Source organism: Lapidilactobacillus wuchangensis (assembly GCF_003946645.1).
GTDB lineage: Bacteria > Bacillota > Bacilli > Lactobacillales > Lactobacillaceae > Lapidilactobacillus > Lapidilactobacillus wuchangensis.
The window spans coordinates 34,712-57,430 of the sequence record NZ_RHOU01000009.1 but is presented as its reverse complement, the minus strand read 5'-3'; the positions used below and the strand labels follow the sequence as shown (position 1 = coordinate 57,430).

The window sequence follows — 22,719 nt, the reverse complement described above, 5'->3', positions numbered from 1 at the left end:
TTAGAGTTCAACAATAATTTGAACTAAGTACCGATTATGGTCGTATTGAAGGTATGATTAGCGCTAGTAGTCCGTTCATAATACGGCTTTAACAGTGGAGGTTAGGCAATGACAGCAGATTTATTAAACAGTCAGCGACAAATGCTGGCCCTGATTCAAAGTGGCCTGCACTATACTAAGGAGCCCTTTGAATTGGACCGTTATCAGAAACTGGAGAAAATTTTACTGGCACAAATGGCTGCGTCGACAAATACCCAGGTCGCCGATTTAACCGCTGCTTTAACCCAGGATCAAGGTTACATTACCCCTAAAGTTGATGTTCGGGCTTTGATTGTTAAAAACCAGCAGATTTTAATGGTTCAGGATAAGCCGACGCAAAAGTGGTCGTTGCCTGGTGGTTTTGCTGATGTTGGCTACACGCCGACGGAGAATATTATTCGTGAGGTCAGCGAGGAGACAGGCTTACAAGTCTCTGTCCAGGGCTTACTTGATGTGTTCGATACTGGGAAAAGAACCGACATTCCCCAGCCATTTCAATATTACAAGTTTGTCTTTGCTTGCCAGCCGGTTGCCGGTCATTTTACGGATAACATTGAGACTGAACAGATTGCCTATTTTGCGTTAGACAAGTTGCCTGACCTATCACTGAACCGCACGACAAAAGAGCAGCTGGTCACATTAATGGCCCGCAAAACCGCAATTGAGGTTGATTAAAGTCGATGAAAAAAACTCAGCTCAAAATAATTGGCCTAGTCGCAGTTATTTTATTAGCCGCTATATTGGTTGGTAAAACCACGCAATTAAGCTTGGTTCAGCAACCAAGTCCAGCCACAACTACTAAGAAAGCAGCTTCAGTCAAAAAATCAGCTCCGGCCAAGAAACGCCAGCCGGATCAAAAACATTTTTATAAGAAAATTTATCCGATTCCTGGAGTACTTGAATTCATTAATTATCCAGCGGACTTCGCCGGGCTGGTTGCGACTGGTGATCTGGCGATTGTGGGGCAAGTCACCGCGCTAAAAAGTTATGTTTATCAGGGGAGCACAGTAGCGGCGTATACTTTAGCAACAATTAAAGTTCAGCGGATTTTGGCAAACTCGGGAAAAAAGTCTCCGAAATCAATCAAGGTGTTGTTTGCTGGCGGTAATATTCGTAAAGACTTGTTATTAGGCCATTTGCTGACAAAAGATTTCATTTCCGCCGACGAAAAGGCGGCCATGAATTCATCGGCGTTAGTGACGGCAAAATATTCGTATTGTCCCTTGCCACAAATCAATCAAAAGCTGGCAGTCATTGTCAGTCACGAACCGGCTGGGACCAATGGTGTTGAACAGTCATTTTACATGCCCGTATTTTCAGGTAAGGGTGTCTTTTTGAAACAAAAAGATGGTCGTTATGCCCGCGAACGAATTGATAAAAGTATGCCACTGAATCACGACGATGGATTGATGAATCAAGGCATGACTGAATTGATTAAGGGTACGCAACAAATTTAAGTAAGACTAGCGTGATAATGTTGAAAAATACTGCACTAGTCTTTTTTTGTACTCTTTAAAGTTAAACTAATAATTGAAATGCTGCTTTTAAGCTAATTACACAATAAATAATAGATTAACAACTTGTTATTCGATTATTATACTATTTAGAAAATGTTATAATTGTGATAATTATATTAAGCGAGGTTTAAGTTAGGATGAAACCAATTAAAGTCATGACCGTGTTTGGTACTAGACCAGAGGCAATCAAAATGGCACCGCTGGTTCGTGAGTTACAGCGGCGTTCAGAATTTCAAGAAGTAACAGTGGTCACAGCCCAACATCGCCAAATGCTGGACCAGGTTTTAGCTATCTTTAAGATTCAACCAGATTATGATTTAGACATTATGCAACAGCAGCAAACCTTAGGCCAAATCACGAGTCGCGTTTTACTAGGGCTGGAAGAAATTATTATTAAAGAAAAACCGGATTTGGTACTTGTCCACGGTGATACCACGACCTCATTTGCAGCAAGTCTAGCGACGTTTTACCATGAAACTAAGTTGGGACACGTTGAGGCGGGCTTGCGAACTTGGCAGAAATATTCACCTTATCCTGAAGAAATGAATCGGCAAATGACTGATGTTTTAACTGATTTATATTTCGCTCCTACCGATGAAAGCCGCGCCAATCTTCTTGCTGAGCACCATCCAGCAGCAAATATTTTCGTCACTGGCAATACGGCCATTGATGCATTACGGCAAACAGTGCGGCCTGACTATCATCATCAAGTGCTTGATAGAATAGATCCACACCACAAAATCATCCTAGTGACCATGCATCGTCGTGAGAATCAGGGGGCGCCAATGAAGCGAGTCTTTCAAGTGATGCGCCAAGTGGTCGATCAAGTTAGTGATGTAGAAATCATATTTCCGGTTCACTTAAATCCCGCTGTGCAAACATTAGCTAAGGATGTTTTGGGCAATGATCCCAGAATTCATTTGATCAAGCCATTAGATGTGATTGATTTTCATAATTTAGCTGCGCAAGCTTATTTTATTATGACAGATTCAGGTGGGGTTCAAGAGGAAGCACCATCGTTAGGCAAACCAGTTTTGGTTTTACGGGACACCACTGAACGGCCGGAAGGTGTTGCCGCGGGAACGTTGAAATTGGTGGGGACTCAACCTGACAAAGTTCGGGCAGCCATGTTGCTGCTCTTAAATGATGCAGCTACTTATCAGCAAATGGCCCAAGCTAAGAATCCTTATGGTGATGGTCATGCGGCCGAAAAAATTTGCCAGGCTATTTTAACTAAAATCGGGCGACAGCAAGCTTAATGTTATTTGCAATATGCCAAAGAAATTTATCTAGGCCATAAATGGACTAGACCAACTCGACCGACTAATAAGTGCCAGTAGACCAATTTACTGATTGTTCAACAATGCGTTAAACTGTGCTAAAGTAATTAATAAATGATTGAGCAATAAGCACTTTTTAAACGATAAGTCAGTATTTTTGAGGAAAAGTAGGTGGGATGCGGTGCGCCATAAATTAATTTTAATTATTATTTTGACTTTAAGTTTAGTGGGCTGTTCGCAAACAACAACACCTGCCAAAACCAGCTCCCAGTTTGAAGTTCCTCAATCAGCGTTAACAATTAAAGTTCCTACTGCAGTCAGCAATCAGGAGCAGCTCGTCATGCGTCGAACATTAGCCAATTTTGTAACCACAAAATTGCGTGGTCGCGAGGGCTTTTATACAAATTATTTGGTTAGTGATCAAGTTGGCGAATTAGCAACGGGGCATGAATTACTTAGTGAATCGTCAGGTTTGTACTTACGTCACTTGGCTTTGACAGGTTCGAAAAGTGACTATCAAGAATTTTATCGGGAAACCAAACAGCTTTTTGGCCAACAAAATCAATTTAGCTATCGGGTCAACAAGGGCAAACAGTCGGCGGTCAATGCGACAGTTGATGATTTACGAATTTTGCGAAGTCTTTACGAATATCAGGCCCGTCATCACAATCAATCTTATCAAGCCGAGATTAAGCGGCTGATTAAGGGGCTCAAACAAGGTGGGGTTCATCAAGGACAGCTTGTTGATTATTACGATCCTCAGTTGCAGAAACGTGCCACTAAGGGGACACTTTGTTATTTCGACTTAAAGACGTTAGCGCAATTTGAAAGTCAAACGACACTTCAGCAACAATTAGCGCTTGTTGAACAGGGCTACTTGAATCATAAACTACCATTTTATCAGACCCGTTATAATTATCAGACTAAAAAATACGAGGGTGGTCAGACCATTAATACCACAGAATCATTATTAACGATTTTGCATTTGAGTGAGATCGGCCGCGCCAAAACGAAGAGTTTAGATTTTCTGACGAGTCAGGTGCAACAACAAAGTTTAGCTAATTATTATCGGGCAGATGGTCAGGTGAAAGACACCAATCAAGCGGTAGCCAATTATGGCTTAGCCTATTTGATTGGGGTTAATAGTCACCGGCAGGATTTGAAGAAAGCTGCATTTAAAGTCCTGCAACAGCAACAGATCACGACAGAGAATTCGGTGTTAAAGGGTGGCTATGGTGATCCTAAAACTTTAGCGACTTATTCGTATAACAACTTAGTCGTCTTATTGGCCTTAGATTTTCAAAAATAACGGGAAGGACTGGGATAGCATGGCAAAGATAATGGTGCAAATGCGTCAAATATGGCGTCGCCTCACTCGGTATATCTCGCCAGCCTTACTGGCAACGATCGCCATTGCGATTATTGCTGGTATTTTGCTGTTTGTGCCTCCTTATAACGGTTATGCCAATAATGGTGATTTTGAACGTTCGATGTATATTAGTGGCCTTTATGTTTTGCCTGATCGTCCTTACAATCATTTTAACTATTTTGTGCGCCAATTTGGGATCATGCAATACTTTAACGAAAGCGCGGCGACCCTGTTCTCATCCCAACCAATGATTATTAAGACAGCGATTATGTTGAACAAATTCTTTTATAGCACGACAATTTTTGATATTCGTTTTTTAGGTGTACTGTATTATGTTTTTTATTTAGGTGCGATTTACTTATTGACTGAAGCACTGACTTTTCGAATGAATCGTCGACGGGCTTACCTGTTAGCCGCAATTATGGTCTTCATTTTTGGAGATAGTTCGTTGACACTTTATTTCAACTCTTTCTTTGCGGAACCAGCGATGTTGATTTCCTTTATTTATCTATTCGCCTGTACCTTATTGATTACGCGGCGGCGCTACCGGCATGTGTGGCCACTATACTTATTGTTTGCAGTTAGTACGGTTATTTTTATTACCGTTAAGCAGCAAAACGCACCGCTGGCAGTTATTGTGGCCTTTATCTTTATGAGCTTTATTTTTGCTTTCCAATCACGGGGGGCAAAGTTACTAGTGACCTTGGGCACTTTAGCCATTATTGGTACTGGCGTCATCACTTATGCCAAAATCACGAAGGACTTTAATGATATTAATCAGTATCAAAGTATGACCCGCGGCGTGTTACTTAATGCTAAAGATCCAGGCAAGTCGTTACAGGCGGGGGGAATTAATCGGCAATACGCTTTATTGCGTGGCTTACCCTATTTTGAAACATATATGCCACAGGACTTGCATGGCCAGGAAATTAAGCAGAACTTGTTAGCTAAGTACAATTTTGTTTGGATTTTACGGTATTATTTAGGTCATTTAGATCAATTTGGGGAATTATTGGATTTAGCTGCTCGTGATACCCAAATCGTACAAGTGAGTGCCGTTGGTGATTATGAGCAATCTGCCGGTAAGGCGCCTATTGCGCAAACCCATTACTTCACTGGTTACAGTCTCATCAAAAAGGCCTTCTATCCGAAAGTATTTAGTTTCTACTTGCTACTACTTGTGGTGTTGACCGGTGTTTATAGCTATGCTGCTTACCAAGATTTTAAACATCAGCGTTCGGAAAATATTGTTCGGCTGGCGTTGGTGATTGGTTGTAGCGCGATGATTATTGCTGTTTGCTTAATTTCGATTATTGGTGATGGGGATGCTGATTTAGCCAAGCACTTATTCATGGCACCGTTAGCAGTCGACTTATTGACGGTATTATTAATTTCAGACATTCTGAGTCATCGGCTATTTCAATTTGTGCCAATGGCCGAAACTGTGTCCACCAGTGATTCGACTGAACAAGCAGTAATGACTGAGGTTCAAGCGCCATTATCAGCACCTAGTCAGGAACCAAAAGCAATCATAAAGTCATCAATCAGTACGAAAACAGAATCGACTTTGCCACCAAAATTGGTACCGATTAAATCCGAAAAAACAAGCACGCGGACTGTTTCATTACATTTGCCGGTGGGGCCTGAGTCCAATACTAGCCTTGGCGAGAGTCAGCATTTTCCAGCTAGCCATAAACAGCGCCCACTCCTTTACGCTCATCAGCATTTAAAAAAAGAGTCGGTTAGAGGTGGTCATCATGATTAGACGTTGTTTCAAGTGGCTCATGGCGCTGTTATTACTGCTGATTACATTCAATCAATTAGTTCCGCAGCAAGTTGGTGCCAAAACTAACGAGCAGACAGTCTTATTTGTCTATGACAGTGTGAACGCTAAAGATCATGGTGATCAAAAAATTCAGGCGCTGCAACGAACACTAACTACGCAAAATCAGCCAACGAAGACCGTCGCGATGGCAGATTATAAACGTGGCGAATTAAATCAGTATCAAGCCGTGATTACGTTAGTTAATTGGTCACAGAAGACCAGTGTGACTGGTAAATATCAAAAGTATTGGCAAGATTTAGCAGGATTTTCGGGTAAGAAGTTGCATATTGGTCCCAACTTACAAAATTTTGAGCGTCAAAGCTTTACTGGTGTTTGGCAGCAAGTGACCCATCAACAATATCAGTTACTTGATGACCATAGTCAGGCTAAACAATTATTACCGTTTACGAATGAATGTACTTTGTTACAACCGACTGCTAATCAATTTACGGCTGGTGAATTGATCAATCAGGCTCATCAAGAACAAACTTATCCTTATGGTGTTGTTCAGGGAGAGCAGGCCTATTTGCCTTTTTATCAGGCGACTGGATTAATGGCAATTGTTGCCACCAGACTGATCTCACAATGGTTAACCGCAACGAGTCAAGACATACCGCCCTTATTGACAATTACTAATGTGACGCCAATGTCTTCCTTTAAGGAGTTGCGTGAATTAATTGATTTCTTACATCGGCAAGATATTCCCTTTGCCGTTAGTGCCACCTCGGTTCAGACCAACACTGAACTGCCAGAATTTAGACGTTATACCAAGATTTTACGCTTGATTGAGAACTCCGGCGGGGTGATTTATCTGCAAGTGCCTTATGTCTATACCTCGCAACCTGACCAATTGCCAGTGTTGCGCAGTGTGATGGCGGCGCAATTAAAGGCGCTTGTTAAAGAAGCAGTCTACCCAGTTGGCATTAGTGCCCCGAGTTTTTGGAATCAGGATCACGTTTATCAACAGGCAGGTTTGAGTCACAGTAAGCAAGTATTATTGTTGTCAAATCCCGAGACGATTAGCTATCAGGATTATTCAGCCACCAATCAGATTTTCGGGCAAACATTAAGTTCGATTCCCGCCAAGTCATTGGCAAATATCAAACGTGATGGTGAATTAGATATTGCTAAACTTAGATTCTCGATTCCAATGGCAATTACGATTGCGACACCGACAGATCAATTGACTTTAAAGCAGGCTAAAAAGCAAATCCAACATTTGACCATGCCCTTAGCAAATCCAGCGCTATTGAATCAAACGGGTCGAGTGAATTTTGGTAAACATCAAATTACGTATCACCAAGATAAATATTATTTAGATGGCAAATATCAAAATCTGACCAAACAAGATGTTAGTTTGACTGAACCAGTCCGTCAGGAAACGACTGCTGGGACATTAAACAATTTCTTTAAATTCCAAGATCGGGCTTTAATGATTTTCCTGTTGCTTGTACTTGTGATTTTACTGAGTTTGATGATTGTTGGCCGGCGGATCTATCGCGATAAGTTTCGGCATAAAAAATAAGTTTATTTGCGTTATTCGCTAGAAAAATAAAGGATGGTGAGATTCATTGACACCACTTGATTATTTAATGTTATTTGCGATCATTGCCATTTGGTTAATTTTATTAGTTAACTTGATTTTGATGATTGCTGGGTATTGGTACTATCTTGATGAAAATAAAAGAGTACCACCCACTTTACCGAAGGAGGTGCCCTTTGTAACAATTATGGTGCCTGCACACGATGAAGGTATTGTGATTGTGAAGACGGTTCAGGCTTTGCTTAACTTTGATTATCCCCATGATCGGTATGAAATTATTGTGATCAATGATAATTCCACGGATAATTCCGGCGAATTATTAGCACAATTACAACAGCAGCATCCTGGTCGACAATTACATGTGATCAATACTGACAAAACAAACGGTGGTAAGGGGAAGTCTAATGCCTTAAATATTGGTTTTAAGCAGGCTCAAGGCTCAGTCATTGCCATTTACGATGCCGATAATACGCCGGAAAAACAAGCTTTACGCATTTTAGTGGCGGAATTAATGGCTGATGATCATTTAGGTGCTGTCATTGGGAAATTTAGAACTCGCAATAAGAACGCCACCTGGTTAACCCGATTTATTAATATCGAAACGTTATCGTTTCAGTGGATGGCGCAAGCTGGTCGGTCGAAACTGTTTAAACTTTGTACGATTCCCGGAACAAATTACGTGATTCGTCGCTCGCTCATTGAAGAAATGGGTGGTTGGGATGTTAAGGCGCTGGCGGAGGACACTGAAATCAGTTTTAGAGTTTATATGATGGGATTGCGAATCCGCTTTCAGCCTTTAGCGGTTACTTGGGAGCAGGAACCTCAAACATTAGGCGTTTGGTTCCATCAACGCACGCGCTGGGTCAAGGGCAACATTTATGTCATTATTAAAAACGCCAAGTTATTATTCAATCCTAAGGCTCGGCGGATTCATTTTGATTTGTTGTACTTTTTATCGATCTACTTCTTATTGATGACTTCGCTAGTTTTATCAGACACCGTTTTTATTTTATCGGTGGCGGGCTACGCACACACAACGCTGCAAGGGTTCAGTAATACCCTTTGGTTACTGGCAATCGTTTTATTTGTGGTCAGTACATTTATTTCCATCACCACCGAAAAAGGCGAAATGACCGTTCAAAATTTGTTGATCATTGTTCTGATGTACATTACCTATAGTCAAATGTGGTTAGCAGTTGCTTTTTGGGGAATGTTGCAATATGTTCGCGAACAAATCTTTCATAAACAAGCTAAATGGTATAAGACACAACGTTTTCAATAATTAATAGGGTGTGACAATATGTGGGTAAAGAAATCACGAAGTTGGCTGGTAGTCATCATTGGTCTGTTGTTTGGCGGACTGGCACTTAGCCAGCTAGCCAATCAGCCAGTAATGGCAGCAGATTTAACTTATACACAACCATTCCAAAATCAAACCACGTCATTAAGTGGGACCAGTGTCAGTGCGAATACTTATTTCATTAAGGTTGACTATTGGGATGTTAAAAAGGCGACGTTTAATTTTAATTTCCAGCTTTCGCAATTGGCTGATGATCAATTATCAGACATTACCTTATCTTTAAATGGCGTCAAATTTTATTCTTTTCGCCCGGAAAAGAAAACTAGTTTGCAAGAAAAGCAAGTGGACATCCCTTTGCGTCTATTAAGTGGTAGTAATGAGTTACGAATCAATGGTCAGATTTTAAATCAAGCTGGCGCTAAGGATTATCGACTGGCGCAAACGCCGGCCAATTGGTTGACGATTGATGATGCTTCAAATGTGAATTTTGAGTACACCTTGCAAGAACCTGATAATTATATCGCCTCATTTTACGATCATTTTGTGGGTCCAGATACGATTGCTAATGCCCAGTCAGCCATTCTAACCCCTGATAAACCCACTAACAGCGAATTAACGGCTGCTGTTTATGGCCTGTCAGGCATTTCACGGGTAATTACCACCGAACAACAGCTAATTCCAGTGGGGCAATTATCTGATTCTAAATTAAATCAGCGGCCTTACCAAATCATTGTTGCAAAGTATCAACATTTACCGAGTAAATATCAGGCACAAATTAGCGCCGCTGACGTTGCTGACCAGGCCGTCATTAAATACATCAAATTGGCTGATCAACATTGCTTAATTGTGACGGCTAAAACTGATGCACTCTTGATTAAGGCCAGTAAGTTTTTAGCAAATCAGGAGTTAATGAAGCAAAGTCGGGAGCCGATTGAACATATTCAATCACAAACGCGAACTTTCACTTCGGTATTACAGTATGATGGTAGTTTTCAACTGACTCAATCAGGCCAGCGGGTAACTGGTGCCGGTCATCAAGAGGCGACTTTCATGGTGACCTTGCCAATTGATCGAACGAATGCTGATGGCAGCACGATTAACTTGGATTTGCAATATTCACACAATCTTGATTTTAAGCGTTCGTTAGTCACGGTGTATGTCAATAATTCTCCAGTTGGCAGTCAACGATTAAGTGCAAAGAAAGCTGATCAGAATCGCTTAAGTTTTAAACTGCCAACGGATAAGGCATTGGGTAATACTTTTGTCATTCGGGTGGCCTTTGATTTGGAGTTGCCAGGTGATAAGATTTCCGATAATACCAATGTGGCTTGGGCAAATGTTTTATCAGATTCGCAAGCTAAAATCCGTTCGCAGGTAAATTACGATTTACTATTCAGCAATTACCCAAGTTATTTCTTAAAGAATAGTGCTTATAACAATATCGCCATTGTTCGTCCGGAAAAAATGAGTAAAACTTATTTTAAAACACTAACTAATGTTTTTAATTTGTTAGGTTGCTATGCGCAAAATAATACGGGCACAATTCATTTTTACACGAAAATCCCGGACAAAACAGTTCAGCAGAATCAAAATATCATTGCTTTCGGAACGCCACATGATAATGCCTATCTGCGGCAACTTAATTCACAACTATTCTTCCAATATGATCAGCGTTATCAACGCTTTATTTCTAATGAGAAGCTGTCAATTGAACATAATTTCGGTAAACAAATGGGTACTGCCCAACTATTACGGTCTAAGGAAAATGACAAACTTGGGATTTTGGCATTAACGGGACCGACAGAATTAGGTGTTTATCTAGCGTCAACACAACTTAATTATCAACGTAACATTGAACAATATAGTGGTGATGCGATTGTCGTTGATCAAGACAACCAACACTATAGCTATCGCTTTAAAAAACAGGCCAATACTGCTGAAAAGACCAGTGTGACTAAGAAAATTCAAGAGAATTCACACTTACTCATTTATTTAGGCTTGGCATTGTTAGTTGTGCTAGTCATTGGGGTCACTTTATTCCTACTATTGCGGAAGCATGGTCTTGCTGGAGGTGGTAAACATGAATCGTAAGCGCAATGTTAGTTTGATGACTGATTTATCACTGTTGCTCCTGTTAACTTTATTTGTTGTGACGACATTGTATATGACCTTGACAGCGCATAACGTAGTGGTTAATGGCATGTACCTAGCAATTACGGCCTTATTGGTCATTGCGACCTATTTTGTTGGTTTGACGACGGGATTAATTTTGAATTTATTGTTTATCTTTGCCCAAGGCTCTTATATGTTGTATGTTGCCGTGGCGAAAAAAGGTGGCGTAGATTTTCAATTGACCTTTTGGTTGTTAATGCCGTTACTGTTGTCGGTCACAATTTATACGTTGACCTATCGCCAACAACAATTGCAAAAAGAAAATGCGCTTTTACAACAGGAAAAGCAGCAACTGAGTATTCTTGATGAGCGCACCCATCTACGAACATTAACTGCCTACTTGGAAGACGCAACGATTTACATGGACACTTCCAAACGCTATGATTTAAATTTATGTACGATTGTGGTGCGACTAAGATATTTTGATCAAGTCAAGCGATTATTGACTGATCAGCAAGCCCTAAATGTGATTGTGGAAACTTCAAAAATCATTAAGGGTTCTACTCGTGGCGAAGATATTGTTTATTTATTGGATCCGGAGAATTTAACTTGGGCGATTTTACTTTATACTGATAACCAGGGTGCCCAAATTGTTCGTGATCGAATTTTAAGCAAATTTGATGCTGAAATCAATCAAGCGGCCGATTTAGGCAGGATTGAAGTGGCGTTACGCGTAGGTATTGCTCAGTATGATAGTCAGACTATGGCTAAGGCCCAGAACTTAATGACGCAAGCTGAAAAAGAATTGGATTACGATGTCTAAACGAACAATTCAATAACATTTATTCACGCCAGATGAAGAACCACTACTATAAATTCCGCAGGATTGCAGAGTTCAAAGTAGTGGTTTTTTGGTGTTCCAGTGATCGCTTAAGTAAGATAATTTGCTAGTGAGTAACTATTAATTAAACGTTATTAATATCTGAAGATATATTGATGTAAAGTTAAATCACTGCTAAAATATAATAAGGTATAGTTAAAATATAATTAAGTAATTTTTTATCTTTAAGGGTTATTAATAAATTCACGATAATCGATTAAACTTTCATTTTTTTAAAATAGTTGATTTTAGCTTTAATTAATTCGGAGGATAGTAAAAATGCGGACGAAATTTAAAGTCTTGCTAACCATGCTAGTGTTGTTGCTTGGTGCAGTTGGGTTGAGTAGTCGCCAACAAGTTAGCGCGGCAACTAATAACAATATCGCCATTGACGGTGATCTATCAGATTGGGCCAGTGTACCTAAGACGAAGACCAGCACTGCTGCTGAAACGGCAATGGTCGTGTCTGACGATTATTTGTACATTTACGCTAGCGCTAATCCCACTGGAGAAGCGGCCAGTGATGCTAATGGCTGGGGAGCTAAGCCACAGTTTTATGTGAATCAATCTTTCAACTTAAAGGTTGGTAATCAGAACTATACGATTACCCCTAAAGCTAAGAATTCGACAAATTATCATGAACCGACAACGCCGGGTAGTAAGGTCAATGTTGATATTGATGTTTTCAGTAGTACAGCTAATTCGTCTAATAACAATGGTGATGCTGAAGGTGTTGTCACGGCTGTTGCTAGTACCAATCAGGCTGGGTACAATGACATCTTTGAAGGTAAAATTGCGTTGTCTGATCTGCAATTAGCTGATGGTAATTTAACTTTTCTTTTGACTGGTGGGCCAGTTAACTTTGGTAAGTATTCAGTCAGTGTCAATCATCAGTACACTTCAGCTAATAGCTCTGATTCTAGCAGCTCCAGCTCTGGTGGCAATTATACGGGTCATCCTAATATTGTGATTGATGGCGGCTTTGATGATTGGGCCGATGTTCCGAAGACTTTGATCCGTTTTGATGATTATAACGTGAAGCAAGGGGCGCTGTTGCAATATGATGGCAATCTTTATCTTTACATCAATATGTCTTCACATCGTGGCCAAGGATATAATGCGCTGCAACCGTCAAGTTATGAATTTACCATTGGTAGTACTAAATATGATATGCAAATAGAAGATGTGAACGGGACCACCTATCAACCGTTAACAGCTGTTAATCAGGTTAAACCTGTGACTGCTAGTATTTATCGACGGAATGATTGGCAGGGCAGTCGAACACCTGCAGGCGTCATTGGTTATGTGACTCGGACTAAAACAGCTGCTGGTGGGACAACTGATATCATGGAAATCAAACTACCTTTAAAAGCTTTCGGTGGTGCAGCCGACGATGGCCAGACGATTACTTTATATAACTCCGCCCTTGGCAAGCAAACGTTAACGGTCACCGGTGGTAGTACTGGGCCAGTTTTGTTAGCGGCTGGTGGTTTTGGGATTGCTTTATTTGGTATTTGGCAATTCAATCGTCGCAAGAAACGTGCTGAGGAATTAACGCTATGAATCCCTGGTTACTTTTAGGTATTTTGGTTTGGCTTTATATTTTATCTGTTTTGAGAAGAGTTCAGTTGCCGGCCTACTTCTTTATTGTGGGTAGCATCGGACTCTTTTTCATTCTGATCACCTTAAGTAGTCCTTATTGGGTGTGGTTCTTTACCCATGGGGTGATTAAGGCAATTCAGGGATTTGGTGCCATAACGGGGATGTGCCAAGTGATGCCGAAGTATGGCATTGTGCATATTCTCAGCCAAAATGCGACAACAATGTTAACGATTGACTATGAGTGTTCGGGAATTATTGAAACGACCGCGTTTATTGCTTTAATTGCTTTCTTCCCCAACTACTCTAGACGTGAACATGTGTTTTACGCATTGTTAGGAATGATTTGGATTTATTTGGATAATGTGTTGCGAATTAGCATTGTGGTGACGATTGTGCACTTCTTTGGCCCGCAAAGCTTCTTTTTGGCCCACACAATTATTGGCCGATTAGTCTTTTATGTGCTCGTCATTATGCTTTATTATAATGTCTTTACGTATTCACAATTGGCTCGTGGTATTTACGCGCGCTTTCATCGTCAGCCGAAAGGAGACCTGCAGTGATTCATTATTGGTTAGAATTAACCTTTTTTAAAATGGGTTTCTGGATTACTTGGACGATTATTCCAGTGCTAGTCGAAATTCTCCCGGCAATTGTTTCGGCCATTCGTGTTTATTATCGTGGTCGGCATCGGCCTAAGCTGTCGCTGCCAGCCAAATTACCCTTTGTGACAATTGTGGTACCCGTTTATAATTCTGAAGATACACTGTACGATTGTTTGAATTCAATTGCCCAATCGACTTATCCGGCCGATGCCTTGCAAGTAATTGTGGTCGATAATCAAAGTACCGACAATAGTTTTGCGGTGTTTAGTGAAGCACAGAATGTTTTCAGTGAGTTAAATATGTCGGTGATTCGCACCAAAAAAGGCAAGGCCAACGCTCTTAATATTGCCATGTACAACGCCATTGGCACTTATATTATTAATATTGATAGTGATGGTCGTCTCGAACCACACGCACTAATGAATATGGTGCTTCAGTTTGAGAATGACAGTCATATTGCTGCTTTAACGGGAACGGTCTTATCAAATCGCGATGAGATTCAGGCCACTAAAAAATGGCGCTTGCGTTTGCTCCAAAAAAATGAATATTTCGAATATGCCCAGGCTTTCTTGTCTGGACGCACCATTGAATCAACGCACAATCAGCTGTTTACCATGTCGGGGGCTTTTTCAGCTTTTCGCCGCGATGTGTTATTTAATACCTTTATGTATAATACCGAAACTGTTGGCGAAGATACCGACATGACTTTCCAAATTCGGCAACGGTTAGGGGATAAGGTGTCGTTGTGTGCCGAAGCGCTGTTCTTCATCGGGCCAATTAGTGGCTGGCAGGAACTTTATACGCAACGGCAGCGTTGGCAGCGTGGTGAGTTGGAAGCGACCCAGAACTATATTAGTGATGATCGCGCCGGTTTATCGAAGTTTTTTTCAAACTTTTTAGTTCGGCGCATGATGATCGATCATACCTTTATGTTTCCGAAAATGATTTGGTTTTTTGCCAGTATTGTTTTACTGTTCTTTCGTTATTCGCCGGTAGTCCTAATTGCCTCGTATATTTTGATTTATTTGTTATATGTTGTCGTTGAGATTTTCAACTACATTTGTGTTCGGTCACTATTACTGCCCTTCAAAGAAGAACGCCGATTTTACGGTCATTTGTGGTGGGTCATTTTTACCTTACCGGGGTACAACCTGGTTTGTTTTTGGATTCGGCTAGTTGGCACCATTAACATGATGACGCGGCCCTTGGATTGGAATGGCCAGCGACCGGCAGCTGAGTTAAGTAGTGTTAAGCAGCAGGTTCGTGCTGATTGGCAGCAATTGTGGCATCGAAAAAAAGATCAATAGCATAAAAATAGCGTGGTTTAACCACGCTAGACTTTTGGCATTATTAATTTGAAACGTCAATACAGTAGGAACGAGTCGGTGAATCGCTCACTTCAATTCGTAGAAGTTCCGCGCCATTGGCTTTTAAGGTGGCACTAATTTTGTCGAAAAGATATTCGGTGACGTTCTCCACAGTGGGATTAACCGTCTTGAATTCAGGTAAATCGTTTAGAAATTTACCAGACAGAGTGTCTAAAGTTTGATGAATAATTTTCTCAATATCAAAAAAGGCGACCATTTGATCAACGGTGTGGAGTTCGCAGGTGATTTCCCAAGTATGATTATGTTGCTTGCCTGAACCAGTGGCCCAACGAACGGCATGGCTGGCGTTCACATATGATTTGATTTTGTAAGTGCGCTGTTTGCTCATCATCGTTACTCCCTATTAGACAGTCAAAAAATCCTTATCATTAACAGTGTAAGGGGAATGGTCAGAAATAACAACGGTTTATTGGGATTAGGCGCGTTAAAGTTGGCTAAATTGGCCAGACTTTAGCAGATCGGAGTTTTTAGTTTGAAATTTCTTAATCGCATAGGCAATCGTATTATTACCAGTTTTTGGTATTTATTATTTGGGCCGATGGTTTTCTTTGCTTGGACTTCGAGCAACATTATCCTTGGTGATAATGCTAAATTCGGGACGAGCACGACAATGGTGACCACAATGTTCATTATTTTGCTGATTGCTTTGGTGGTCAGCTTATTCACCTATCCTAAATTTCGCCAATTACTGGCAAAAATTTTTATTCAGCAGCAACTGTTAACAGCAGGTTGTTTGTTGGTGCTGGTGGTGATTGGCCAGATTTGGTTCGTGACCTTAGTCCATCCTGTCAGTGGCTTTGATGCGGGGATGCTGCATTACGCTGCCGTCGATCCGAAACATGTTTTGGAACCGGGGGTCACCGCTTATTACAGTTTAAATCAGAATAACTTGCCGATCATGCTGTTCATGCGCTGGTTAGTCGATCAAAGTGGCCAAAGTTCCTGGCAATTTTTCGATTACCTAACGATTATTTTCGTTGATTTATCAGCAATTTTTAACTTAATCAGTGTTTATTTGACGAAGAAATCGGCCTTGGGAACTGCGATGTATCTGCATGTGCTCTGGCTGGTGGTTTTCCCTAGCATTTTAATGCCGTACACCGACGCGTGGGTGCTGCCTTTAGTCTCGTTAATCTGGCTCTGCTATCTGATCATGATAAAAACAACCTGGCCAGCTTGGACGCATTTATTAGCATTGGTGGTAATGGCAATCAGCGTAACCTTGACTTATTTCATTAAACCTTCAGCCATTATTCCAGTGATTGCCATGGTGATCGTCGCCCTGTTGGATTGGCTGCTTAAGGCCCACCGTTGGACGAAAAAGGGTCTGCTAACGGTGCTGGTTAGTTTGCTGGGCTTTGGCATCGCCGCTGGTGGCACTTACTGGGCCATAAATCGGGCCGTGCAAAACCAAACTTATATTGCCATCGATCATTCGCGGAACATTCCCGCCATTCATTTTGCGGCGATGGGGGTCTATGATGAAGGTGGCTATAGTGAGGAACAGGCCATTCAAATGGCGGTGTTGCCGACTAAGCAGCAAAAAACCGATTATTCTGTTAAAATGTTGAAAGACCGGCTCCACCAATTAGGCGTTTGGGGCTACTTCAAGTTTCTAGTCATGAAACAGCGCAATAACACAGCTGATGGCACCTTTGGCTGGTTAAAGGAAGGTCATTTCTTCCGAGAAAATCAGAAGCCCAGTCAAAAAGGACTCAGCAATCGGCTTAAAAATTATATTTATTTGTACGGCGAACATATTGCCGATTTTCGCTTTATTGCCCAATTTAATTGGATCGTGTTGCTAACAATCATCGCCTTAGGTTGGGGTCCGCAAGAACGAAAAATTCAAGTTTTGCGGCTATCATTGATCGGCGGTTTTCTTTTCCTCTTACTGTTCGAAGGTGGCCGTAGTCGTTACCTGATTCAATATTTACCCTGCTTATTGTTACTGGCGACATTCTCGTTTGAACGCTGTGTCAACAATATTCGTCACTTAACGACTTATTTCCAACCACAAAAACAGCCAGCAACTTCTGAATAAAGTCAGATCAAAAATATTTTTGGAGGTACAGTGATGACAATTAAATCAATCTCAACCACCGACCGCTCGGCCAGGTTGATCAAGCAATTAACCAGTCTTTGGCAACGGTCAGTCACGGCCACTCATGACTTTCTGACCACAGCGGAAATTACCGCCATTGCCGCGGAGGTGCCCACAGCGATTGCCCAAATTCCCAGCTTGTTAGTGTGGTTTGATGCCAATCAACAACCACAGGCTTTCTTAGGTTTAAGCCAAACGGAAATTGCCATGTTATTCGTCGATCCCAGTACGCGTGGTCAAGGGATTGGTCGGCAGTTGATTCAGGCAGCAATTGACCAGTATGGCGCTGATCGTTTAACCGTCAATGAACAGAATCCACAGGCGCTAGGTTTTTATGAGCACATGGGGTTTCAGGTCGCTGAACGCCATCCGCACGATGATCAAGGACGGCCCTATCCAATTCTGGTGATGACCAGACAGTCAACAAATTTAAAATAGTCGCAATGATAGCTAACTACCAGGTTGATGATGATGAAATCAATCTGGTAGTTTTTTAGTGAGATTGTGAAACCAGTCATCATGCTGCTCTGAAGAAAATAGTGGCTGATTTCCGCAAGTAGCGGTTTTGCGGACAATAAAATAGCGCGGTGACTATCATTTAATTTTTTTATCCACTATAATGATCATAACAACACAATTGCGCGTGAACTTTTTAAAACAGACCTTTTCAGGAGGCGGCAATGGCTATTTTTGGTGGCAATTAACAGCGGCACAAAAATTACAGCGGTTTAAGCACTTGAGTTGGTTGGTGGTTATTCTGATTGGTTTATTATTTTGGCGTTTGGAATTTTGGTTGGCGTTCGGATTTAGTTTATTGATTGTTTTCGATTGGCGCACAACGTGGCAGTTACTCAAATTACGAGCAAGTTTAGCGAGGCGAAATTAATGGCACATTTCTTTAAGTTAGCAGTTTGGCGCTGGCGGTTGCAGTGGTTGATCAATTTCGTGGCATTATTTCCAATTATTAAGTGGCTAAGTCCGCTGATTTATCGCGGCGGTAATTTTGGCTTTGCCTCATTAATTGATGTGTTGTTGCTGTTATTAGCGGCAGTGGTGGCGTATATGTTTACTAATTGGGTGACCGGACGCAATAATGACGACGTTTAATTGAAAGCTGGGCGGTAATGATGAAAATTGATTTTTGGCACCATGGTAATTGGCGGTTCACGACTATTTTATTAGGTGGTAGTGCGATTGTTTTACTCAATCGAATTTTTTCTGGGGCGCAGTCCGCTTATTCGGCGGGAATTCCAATTGTTTTAGGCTTGGCGATTGCCCATTACCAACAAGTACACACGCTGGCCGCGCATAAGACGATTGAGGAAAAGTTGCATGAGTAATCGGGGAGTCAGAATCGCCAGTATCTTTAGCGTTGTTCTGGGATTATTAGGATTGACTAGTTGCCAGAAAAAGTCAGTTGCAACTGATGCGCCGGCAACCGCGAGTAAAATTAGTTCAAAAGTGCCGACCTGGGCTGAGCGTTATCCGCGACAAACCGCGCGCAAAAAGAAATACGTGGCGCTTAACTCAATTACGTACATGGTTGATGATTTAGAAATTGGCCAACTAGTGAAGGTACCGTTTTGGCCAGGATTTGATGAAGGAGAACCTTGGGCCTGCGGTATTAACGTTACCCGGGTGCAACGCGGTGCTGAGTTTGATTGGGAGCAGCAACAAGCGGCCCAACAAGTGAGTCAAGAGGAATTCACCACTGATTATTGGTTAGCGGCCGATATTATTTTCGAAAATCTCGGTTATACGGAAACGATTACGCCACAAGTAGGCTGGTCGGCCAGATTGTTACCACCAGTGAACGATAATGGTGCCGTAATCAGTAATGACAGCATTGAATTAATTCCTCACGTCTTAATGTCACCAGAAAAATTACCATTCCGCGAGACGACCAAATTCACAAATTTATTGCAAAGTTCGGAACCTATTAAATCTGGCCAATTTCTGCGGCTGTCATTTAATGAACAGTTTATGATGAATGCGTTGGTTCTCGAGCACCGGCTGTGAGGAAGCAGTGATAAAATGCCTAGGTGATAATGGCTGTAGTTACGCGGTCAGTTAGGAATATAATCTGTAAAATATGAAAAGGAGTGCTACTGATTAATTTATTTGTCAGTGGTACTCTTTTTATAGTCTGAGCAAATTAGTTAAAGATAATTTAGTCAGACAAAATTGGTTATTGTCATTTTAATGATATTAGTGGCTCACCTTGAATATATTACATATGTCGCATATAATATATGTCGAAAGTGGGCGAGTTCAATGAATTATTGGGTTTTGGCATTAACGTTTTTAAGTGTTAATTTAGATTTTTTCTTTATGCTGATCTTTTTACTACGCAAATTCCCAGTGACCAAAGTTTTATTAGGTTATTGGTTGGGAATTGTGGTGTTGATGAGCGCCAGCTACTTTATCGGTCGCTCTTTGGCTGCTTTTTTACCAGAATGGTTGTTAGGCATTTTAGGGGTCTTGCCGATTTACCTAGCTTTACGCCGCGACAATGATCGGGATGATGTTCAACAACACCGTTCCGCGGTCTGGAGCGTCTTCTTAACGTATTTGTCAGTTTGCGCTGGCTGCAATTTGGCTATTTTTTTACCGGTTTTGGCCGGCGAAACCTTAACTAATTTTGGTTTAGCGTTATTATTTATTAGTGGTTTAACGGTACTAATTGTTTTTCTCATCAAATTAATCGCTCATATTCCGCTGGTCAATCGAATGATGACGACTCATGGCGAACGACTCATGCGAATTTGCTATTTGGCAATCGGTCTGTACGTTTTTTGGGACAGTGGTTTGATTCATCATTTAATCAGTTTATGGCCTTAGGAGGCAGCAGTTTTGACAGTTAACGATGATTTATTAACAGAAGCGGTCAAGGTTTATAAAGTCTTGGCAAATGTTCATCGCATTAAAATTTTAACGTTTTTAGAAAATAATCAGGCCGACGTCACGACAATTGTGGCTCATTTACAAATTGCCCAGCCCATTGTTTCCCATCAGTTGGCGATTTTGCACGATTACCAGTTAGTTAGTAAGCGGCGCGAGGGCAAGCATATTTATTATTGCTTAGACGATCCCCACATTTTAAAAGTGATCGATGCAACTTTAGGTCACGTTCAGCATGAAATTACTGGCCAACCTCATCCAAAAAATCAAAAAGACTAATTAAGTAGCGGTTAACGACACAGTGTGACATGATTTGTGAATTTACACAACAATTATTAAAAAATAATGTCATTTTAACCAATAATCAATCATTCGACTGATTCAGCAACGACATTTTTAAATGACGCCGTTAATTGTTAATCATGTGAGTTTAAAATAGCCTGATGGCCCGTGCTTACTGAAAATTGTGTTTTTTAATATTGATGTAAAATGAGCGAATGATATTATTTTTTTATCAAAAAATAAGCTTTTTACTCAATTTAATGCTGAAACCACTTTCTTTTTTCTCCCATTTGCGGTTTAATAATAATATAACAAACTTTTTGATGGGAGATTTTCGGAGTGGATGAACCGATTTTTACAAAACGAGAATTGGCAATTATGCAAATTTTATGGGGCACTAGCGACGAGCTATCGGCTCGGGTGATCAGTGAACAAACTAAAATCAGCAAAAATACCATTCAAGCGGTTTTGCGGAAATTACTCGAGGCTAAGTATATCAAAACCTCGAGTATTGGCTACAGCGGTACTGTCTTAACGCGCCTTTATCGGCCAGTCATGACGGAAGATGCTTATTTGGGCACCGTTGTGTCAAGCGAAACGATGGAACGCCTGATTACTAATTTTGTAGCGCAACAAGATAATAGTGATTATTTGGATCAACTTGAAAATTTGATTCAGAAGAAAAAAGCTGAATTTGCTTAAAGCGTTTGGCGGGTTAACTGCGTAGTTAATCGCGTTAAAAGAAGGCTTTGTAGTTTTTGGGCTAATAAAAATAGGTTTGCCAATGACGGCAAACCTATTTTTTTAATTCTATTTTTTGTTGGTCAATATTTTTTTGCGTCTGATTAGTTAATTTCTTTTGGCGATGATTTCGTAAGCGTTCCTGCCGTAATTTACGTAAACGCGCGGTCATTTCTTTTTGTTCTTTGCTGAAAGTATAGCGCGAAGTGGCGTAGTTCAGAATGCCCACCAAGACTTGATCGACGGTTTTACTAATGAAACTATTCCAATGTAGAATACTAATGAATAAGACCATTAGCCCAGAATCGGCGAAGAAACTTAACCCACGAAAGAAAAAGAAAGCCAATAATTCAGTAAATAGGGCGTAACCAGTGGAGTATTTCGACTTGAAGACTAAAGATTTATTAGTGAAGAAGCCAAAGATGACCGAGATTAACCAAGCTAGTGTATTGGCGAAAATGTAGTGAGTGTGGAAAACTTGTTTGATCAACATGAAGGAGACAATATTGATCACTGAGGCGAGAAAGCCAAACAGCGTATAAGCCCAGAAATCGCGATGACGCCGAATAAAGCTCATCATTTTATCCATTTATTTTACCGATTATTAGCGGCTGTAACCAGCTTTTTCACAAAAGCTTCCAAATTGGCAATGTCCTCGGCTTCAGCGGCTAAATCAACTTTGACACTGTCGGCACCTTTAGTTGCGCCCGTCTGTGCGAAAGCATGATCGAAATCATCTACGGTCGCACAAAAATGACCCTCATAGAAACGATCGCCAGAACCACAAGTGCCATAAATTTTACCGGTCAAATCCTCTTCTAGTAAATCGTCGTAAAAATCTTGGGCTTCATCGGGCATATCACCCTCGCCGTAAGTGTAAGTGACGAGCACACAAATATCAGCCTTCTGATAATCAGCTGCATCTGCTTGAGAAATTTCAGTCGTATCAACATCAATATCGAGATCCTGAAAAGCCTCTTCAACAATTCCAGCAATCTCTTCGTTATTACCAGTCATACTGGCATAAACAATTTTGGCAGTAGCCATCTACTGACCCTCCAATCAAAATATCAGAGTGTTCTTGTCGCCGTACTTTTGGCGTAGGTCAATTTCAAATATCCTTGTGAGCGACAGAGTCGATCGCGAGGATATTTGAATTGACCATAGCCATTTGGCGACAAGAACACGTTTCAAACGAAAAATTAGCTCGACACTGCTTTACAGCCTCGCTAAA

23 protein-coding genes are annotated in these 22,719 nt (G+C 41.0%); 20 read left to right on the top strand and 3 right to left on the bottom strand.

Annotation, left to right across the window (positions count from 1 at the left end; translation table 11 throughout):
* The first annotated feature begins 108 nt into the window (after window positions 1–108).
* From EKM82_RS08180 to EKM82_RS08125, 12 genes are all read left to right on the top strand, one after another.
* Window positions 109–714 carry an NUDIX hydrolase N-terminal domain-containing protein gene (locus EKM82_RS08180; protein ID WP_125767910.1) on the top strand — a complete coding sequence of 202 codons (606 nt, stop codon included), beginning with the start codon at window positions 109–111 and terminating at the stop codon, window positions 712–714.
* Window positions 715–719: 5 nt separating this feature from the next.
* Window positions 720–1,496, top strand: a complete 777-nt coding sequence (locus EKM82_RS08175) for a hypothetical protein (RefSeq protein WP_125767908.1) — start codon at window positions 720–722, stop codon at window positions 1,494–1,496.
* Between the two features lie 197 nt (window positions 1,497–1,693).
* Window positions 1,694–2,815 carry a non-hydrolyzing UDP-N-acetylglucosamine 2-epimerase gene (wecB, locus tag EKM82_RS08170; protein ID WP_125767906.1) on the top strand — a complete coding sequence of 374 codons (1,122 nt, stop codon included), beginning with the start codon at window positions 1,694–1,696 and terminating at the stop codon, window positions 2,813–2,815.
* A 202-nt stretch (window positions 2,816–3,017) separates the two neighbouring features.
* Window positions 3,018–4,145 carry a hypothetical protein gene (locus tag EKM82_RS08165; protein WP_125767904.1) on the top strand — a complete coding sequence of 376 codons (1,128 nt, stop codon included), beginning with the start codon at window positions 3,018–3,020 and terminating at the stop codon, window positions 4,143–4,145.
* A gap of 19 nt (window positions 4,146–4,164) precedes the next feature.
* Window positions 4,165–5,970: a glycan biosynthesis hexose transferase WsfD gene (gene wsfD, locus EKM82_RS08160; protein WP_191988113.1), complete on the top strand. Its 1,806-nt coding sequence runs from the start codon at window positions 4,165–4,167 to the stop codon at window positions 5,968–5,970.
* Entirely contained in the window at window positions 5,963–7,555 is a 1,593-nt protein-coding gene (locus EKM82_RS08155) for a hypothetical protein (protein ID WP_125767902.1), read from the top strand. Before wsfD ends, EKM82_RS08155 begins: the two co-directional genes overlap by 8 nt.
* A 67-nt stretch (window positions 7,556–7,622) precedes the next feature.
* Window positions 7,623–8,855: a glycosyltransferase family 2 protein gene (locus EKM82_RS08150; protein WP_404802897.1), complete on the top strand. Its 1,233-nt coding sequence runs from the start codon at window positions 7,623–7,625 to the stop codon at window positions 8,853–8,855.
* A gap of 18 nt (window positions 8,856–8,873) precedes the next feature.
* Entirely contained in the window at window positions 8,874–10,964 is a 2,091-nt protein-coding gene (locus tag EKM82_RS08145; protein ID WP_125767898.1) for a cellulose biosynthesis cyclic di-GMP-binding regulatory protein BcsB, read from the top strand.
* Complete coding sequence (locus EKM82_RS08140) at window positions 10,954–11,808, top strand: diguanylate cyclase domain-containing protein (protein WP_164508182.1); 855 nt, start codon at window positions 10,954–10,956, stop codon at window positions 11,806–11,808. The genes EKM82_RS08145 and EKM82_RS08140 overlap by 11 nt, the downstream gene beginning before the upstream one ends.
* A 336-nt stretch (window positions 11,809–12,144) precedes the next feature.
* On the top strand, window positions 12,145–13,428 hold the full coding sequence (locus EKM82_RS08135; protein WP_125767894.1) for a Firmicu-CTERM sorting domain-containing protein: 1,284 nt from the start codon (window positions 12,145–12,147) through the stop codon (window positions 13,426–13,428).
* The gene (gene xrtG, locus EKM82_RS08130) at window positions 13,425–14,027 is read left to right on the top strand and encodes an exosortase family protein XrtG (RefSeq protein WP_125767892.1); all 603 of its coding nucleotides are present in this window, start codon (window positions 13,425–13,427) and stop codon (window positions 14,025–14,027) included. Before EKM82_RS08135 ends, xrtG begins: the two co-directional genes overlap by 4 nt.
* Complete coding sequence (locus EKM82_RS08125) at window positions 14,027–15,376, top strand: TIGR03111 family XrtG-associated glycosyltransferase (RefSeq protein WP_164508187.1); 1,350 nt, start codon at window positions 14,027–14,029, stop codon at window positions 15,374–15,376. The genes xrtG and EKM82_RS08125 overlap by 1 nt, the downstream gene beginning before the upstream one ends.
* Before the next feature lie 43 nt (window positions 15,377–15,419).
* On the opposite strand, the gene EKM82_RS08120 is transcribed toward EKM82_RS08125, so the two are convergent.
* The gene (locus EKM82_RS08120) at window positions 15,420–15,788 is read right to left on the bottom strand and encodes a 6-carboxytetrahydropterin synthase (RefSeq protein WP_125767890.1); all 369 of its coding nucleotides are present in this window, start codon (window positions 15,786–15,788) and stop codon (window positions 15,420–15,422) included.
* A 141-nt stretch (window positions 15,789–15,929) separates the two neighbouring features.
* On the opposite strand from EKM82_RS08120, the gene EKM82_RS08115 reads away from it, so the two are divergent.
* The 8 genes from EKM82_RS08115 (at window position 15,930) to EKM82_RS08080 (ending at window position 21,446) form a co-directional block, all read left to right on the top strand.
* Window positions 15,930–17,501: a TIGR03766 family XrtG-associated glycosyltransferase gene (locus EKM82_RS08115; protein ID WP_225419695.1), complete on the top strand. Its 1,572-nt coding sequence runs from the start codon at window positions 15,930–15,932 to the stop codon at window positions 17,499–17,501.
* 33 nt (window positions 17,502–17,534) lie between these two features.
* Window positions 17,535–17,999, top strand: a complete 465-nt coding sequence (locus EKM82_RS08110; RefSeq protein WP_125767888.1) for a GNAT family N-acetyltransferase — start codon at window positions 17,535–17,537, stop codon at window positions 17,997–17,999.
* A gap of 447 nt (window positions 18,000–18,446) precedes the next feature.
* Entirely contained in the window at window positions 18,447–18,668 is a 222-nt protein-coding gene (locus EKM82_RS08105; protein WP_125767886.1) for a hypothetical protein, read from the top strand.
* 20 nt (window positions 18,669–18,688) lie between these two features.
* Window positions 18,689–18,901 (top strand): hypothetical protein, encoded by a 213-nt coding sequence (locus EKM82_RS08100; RefSeq protein ID WP_125767884.1) that lies wholly within the window; start codon window positions 18,689–18,691, stop codon window positions 18,899–18,901.
* Complete coding sequence (locus EKM82_RS08095) at window positions 18,894–19,580, top strand: hypothetical protein (RefSeq protein WP_125767882.1); 687 nt, start codon at window positions 18,894–18,896, stop codon at window positions 19,578–19,580. The genes EKM82_RS08100 and EKM82_RS08095 overlap by 8 nt, the downstream gene beginning before the upstream one ends.
* 255 nt (window positions 19,581–19,835) lie before the next feature.
* Window positions 19,836–20,402, top strand: coding sequence for a cadmium resistance transporter (locus EKM82_RS08090; RefSeq protein ID WP_125767880.1), 567 nt, complete (start codon window positions 19,836–19,838; stop codon window positions 20,400–20,402).
* Window positions 20,403–20,414: 12 nt separating this feature from the next.
* A complete protein-coding gene (locus tag EKM82_RS08085) occupies window positions 20,415–20,741 on the top strand; it encodes an ArsR/SmtB family transcription factor (protein ID WP_125767878.1) in 327 nt (108 codons plus the stop codon).
* Between the two features lie 342 nt (window positions 20,742–21,083).
* The gene (locus tag EKM82_RS08080; protein WP_125767876.1) at window positions 21,084–21,446 is read left to right on the top strand and encodes a BlaI/MecI/CopY family transcriptional regulator; all 363 of its coding nucleotides are present in this window, start codon (window positions 21,084–21,086) and stop codon (window positions 21,444–21,446) included.
* Between the two features lie 94 nt (window positions 21,447–21,540).
* On the opposite strand, the gene EKM82_RS08075 is transcribed toward EKM82_RS08080, so the two are convergent.
* Together EKM82_RS08075 and EKM82_RS08070 are read right to left on the bottom strand one after the other, a co-directional pair.
* Window positions 21,541–22,074: a GtrA family protein gene (locus EKM82_RS08075; RefSeq protein ID WP_225419694.1), complete on the bottom strand. Its 534-nt coding sequence runs from the start codon at window positions 22,072–22,074 to the stop codon at window positions 21,541–21,543.
* A gap of 5 nt (window positions 22,075–22,079) precedes the next feature.
* A complete protein-coding gene (locus EKM82_RS08070) occupies window positions 22,080–22,532 on the bottom strand; it encodes a flavodoxin (RefSeq protein WP_125767874.1) in 453 nt (150 codons plus the stop codon).
* Window positions 22,533–22,719 lie beyond the last annotated feature (187 nt).

Excerpts from the sequence above, each read along its gene's own strand:
- EKM82_RS08180 (WP_125767910.1), top strand. The coding sequence starts at position 109 with ATGACAGCAGATTTATTAAACAGTCAGCGACAAATGCTGGCCCTGATT.
- EKM82_RS08175 (WP_125767908.1), top strand. The coding sequence starts at position 720 with ATGAAAAAAACTCAGCTCAAAATAATTGGCCTAGTCGCAGTTATTTTA.
- wecB (WP_125767906.1), top strand. The coding sequence starts at position 1,694 with ATGAAACCAATTAAAGTCATGACCGTGTTTGGTACTAGACCAGAGGCA.
- wsfD (WP_191988113.1), top strand. The coding sequence starts at position 4,165 with ATGGCAAAGATAATGGTGCAAATGCGTCAAATATGGCGTCGCCTCACT.
- EKM82_RS08155 (WP_125767902.1), top strand. The coding sequence starts at position 5,963 with ATGATTAGACGTTGTTTCAAGTGGCTCATGGCGCTGTTATTACTGCTG.
- EKM82_RS08150 (WP_404802897.1), top strand. The coding sequence starts at position 7,623 with ATGTTATTTGCGATCATTGCCATTTGGTTAATTTTATTAGTTAACTTG.
- EKM82_RS08145 (WP_125767898.1), top strand. The coding sequence starts at position 8,874 with ATGTGGGTAAAGAAATCACGAAGTTGGCTGGTAGTCATCATTGGTCTG.
- EKM82_RS08140 (WP_164508182.1), top strand. The coding sequence starts at position 10,954 with ATGAATCGTAAGCGCAATGTTAGTTTGATGACTGATTTATCACTGTTG.
- EKM82_RS08135 (WP_125767894.1), top strand. The coding sequence starts at position 12,145 with ATGCGGACGAAATTTAAAGTCTTGCTAACCATGCTAGTGTTGTTGCTT.
- xrtG (WP_125767892.1), top strand. The coding sequence starts at position 13,425 with ATGAATCCCTGGTTACTTTTAGGTATTTTGGTTTGGCTTTATATTTTA.
- EKM82_RS08120 (WP_125767890.1), bottom strand. The coding sequence starts at position 15,788 with ATGATGAGCAAACAGCGCACTTACAAAATCAAATCATATGTGAACGCC.
- EKM82_RS08110 (WP_125767888.1), top strand. The coding sequence starts at position 17,535 with ATGACAATTAAATCAATCTCAACCACCGACCGCTCGGCCAGGTTGATC.
- EKM82_RS08105 (WP_125767886.1), top strand. The coding sequence starts at position 18,447 with ATGGCACATTTCTTTAAGTTAGCAGTTTGGCGCTGGCGGTTGCAGTGG.
- EKM82_RS08100 (WP_125767884.1), top strand. The coding sequence starts at position 18,689 with ATGAAAATTGATTTTTGGCACCATGGTAATTGGCGGTTCACGACTATT.
- EKM82_RS08095 (WP_125767882.1), top strand. The coding sequence starts at position 18,894 with ATGAGTAATCGGGGAGTCAGAATCGCCAGTATCTTTAGCGTTGTTCTG.
- EKM82_RS08090 (WP_125767880.1), top strand. The coding sequence starts at position 19,836 with ATGAATTATTGGGTTTTGGCATTAACGTTTTTAAGTGTTAATTTAGAT.
- EKM82_RS08075 (WP_225419694.1), bottom strand. The coding sequence starts at position 22,074 with ATGGATAAAATGATGAGCTTTATTCGGCGTCATCGCGATTTCTGGGCT.
- EKM82_RS08070 (WP_125767874.1), bottom strand. The coding sequence starts at position 22,532 with ATGGCTACTGCCAAAATTGTTTATGCCAGTATGACTGGTAATAACGAA.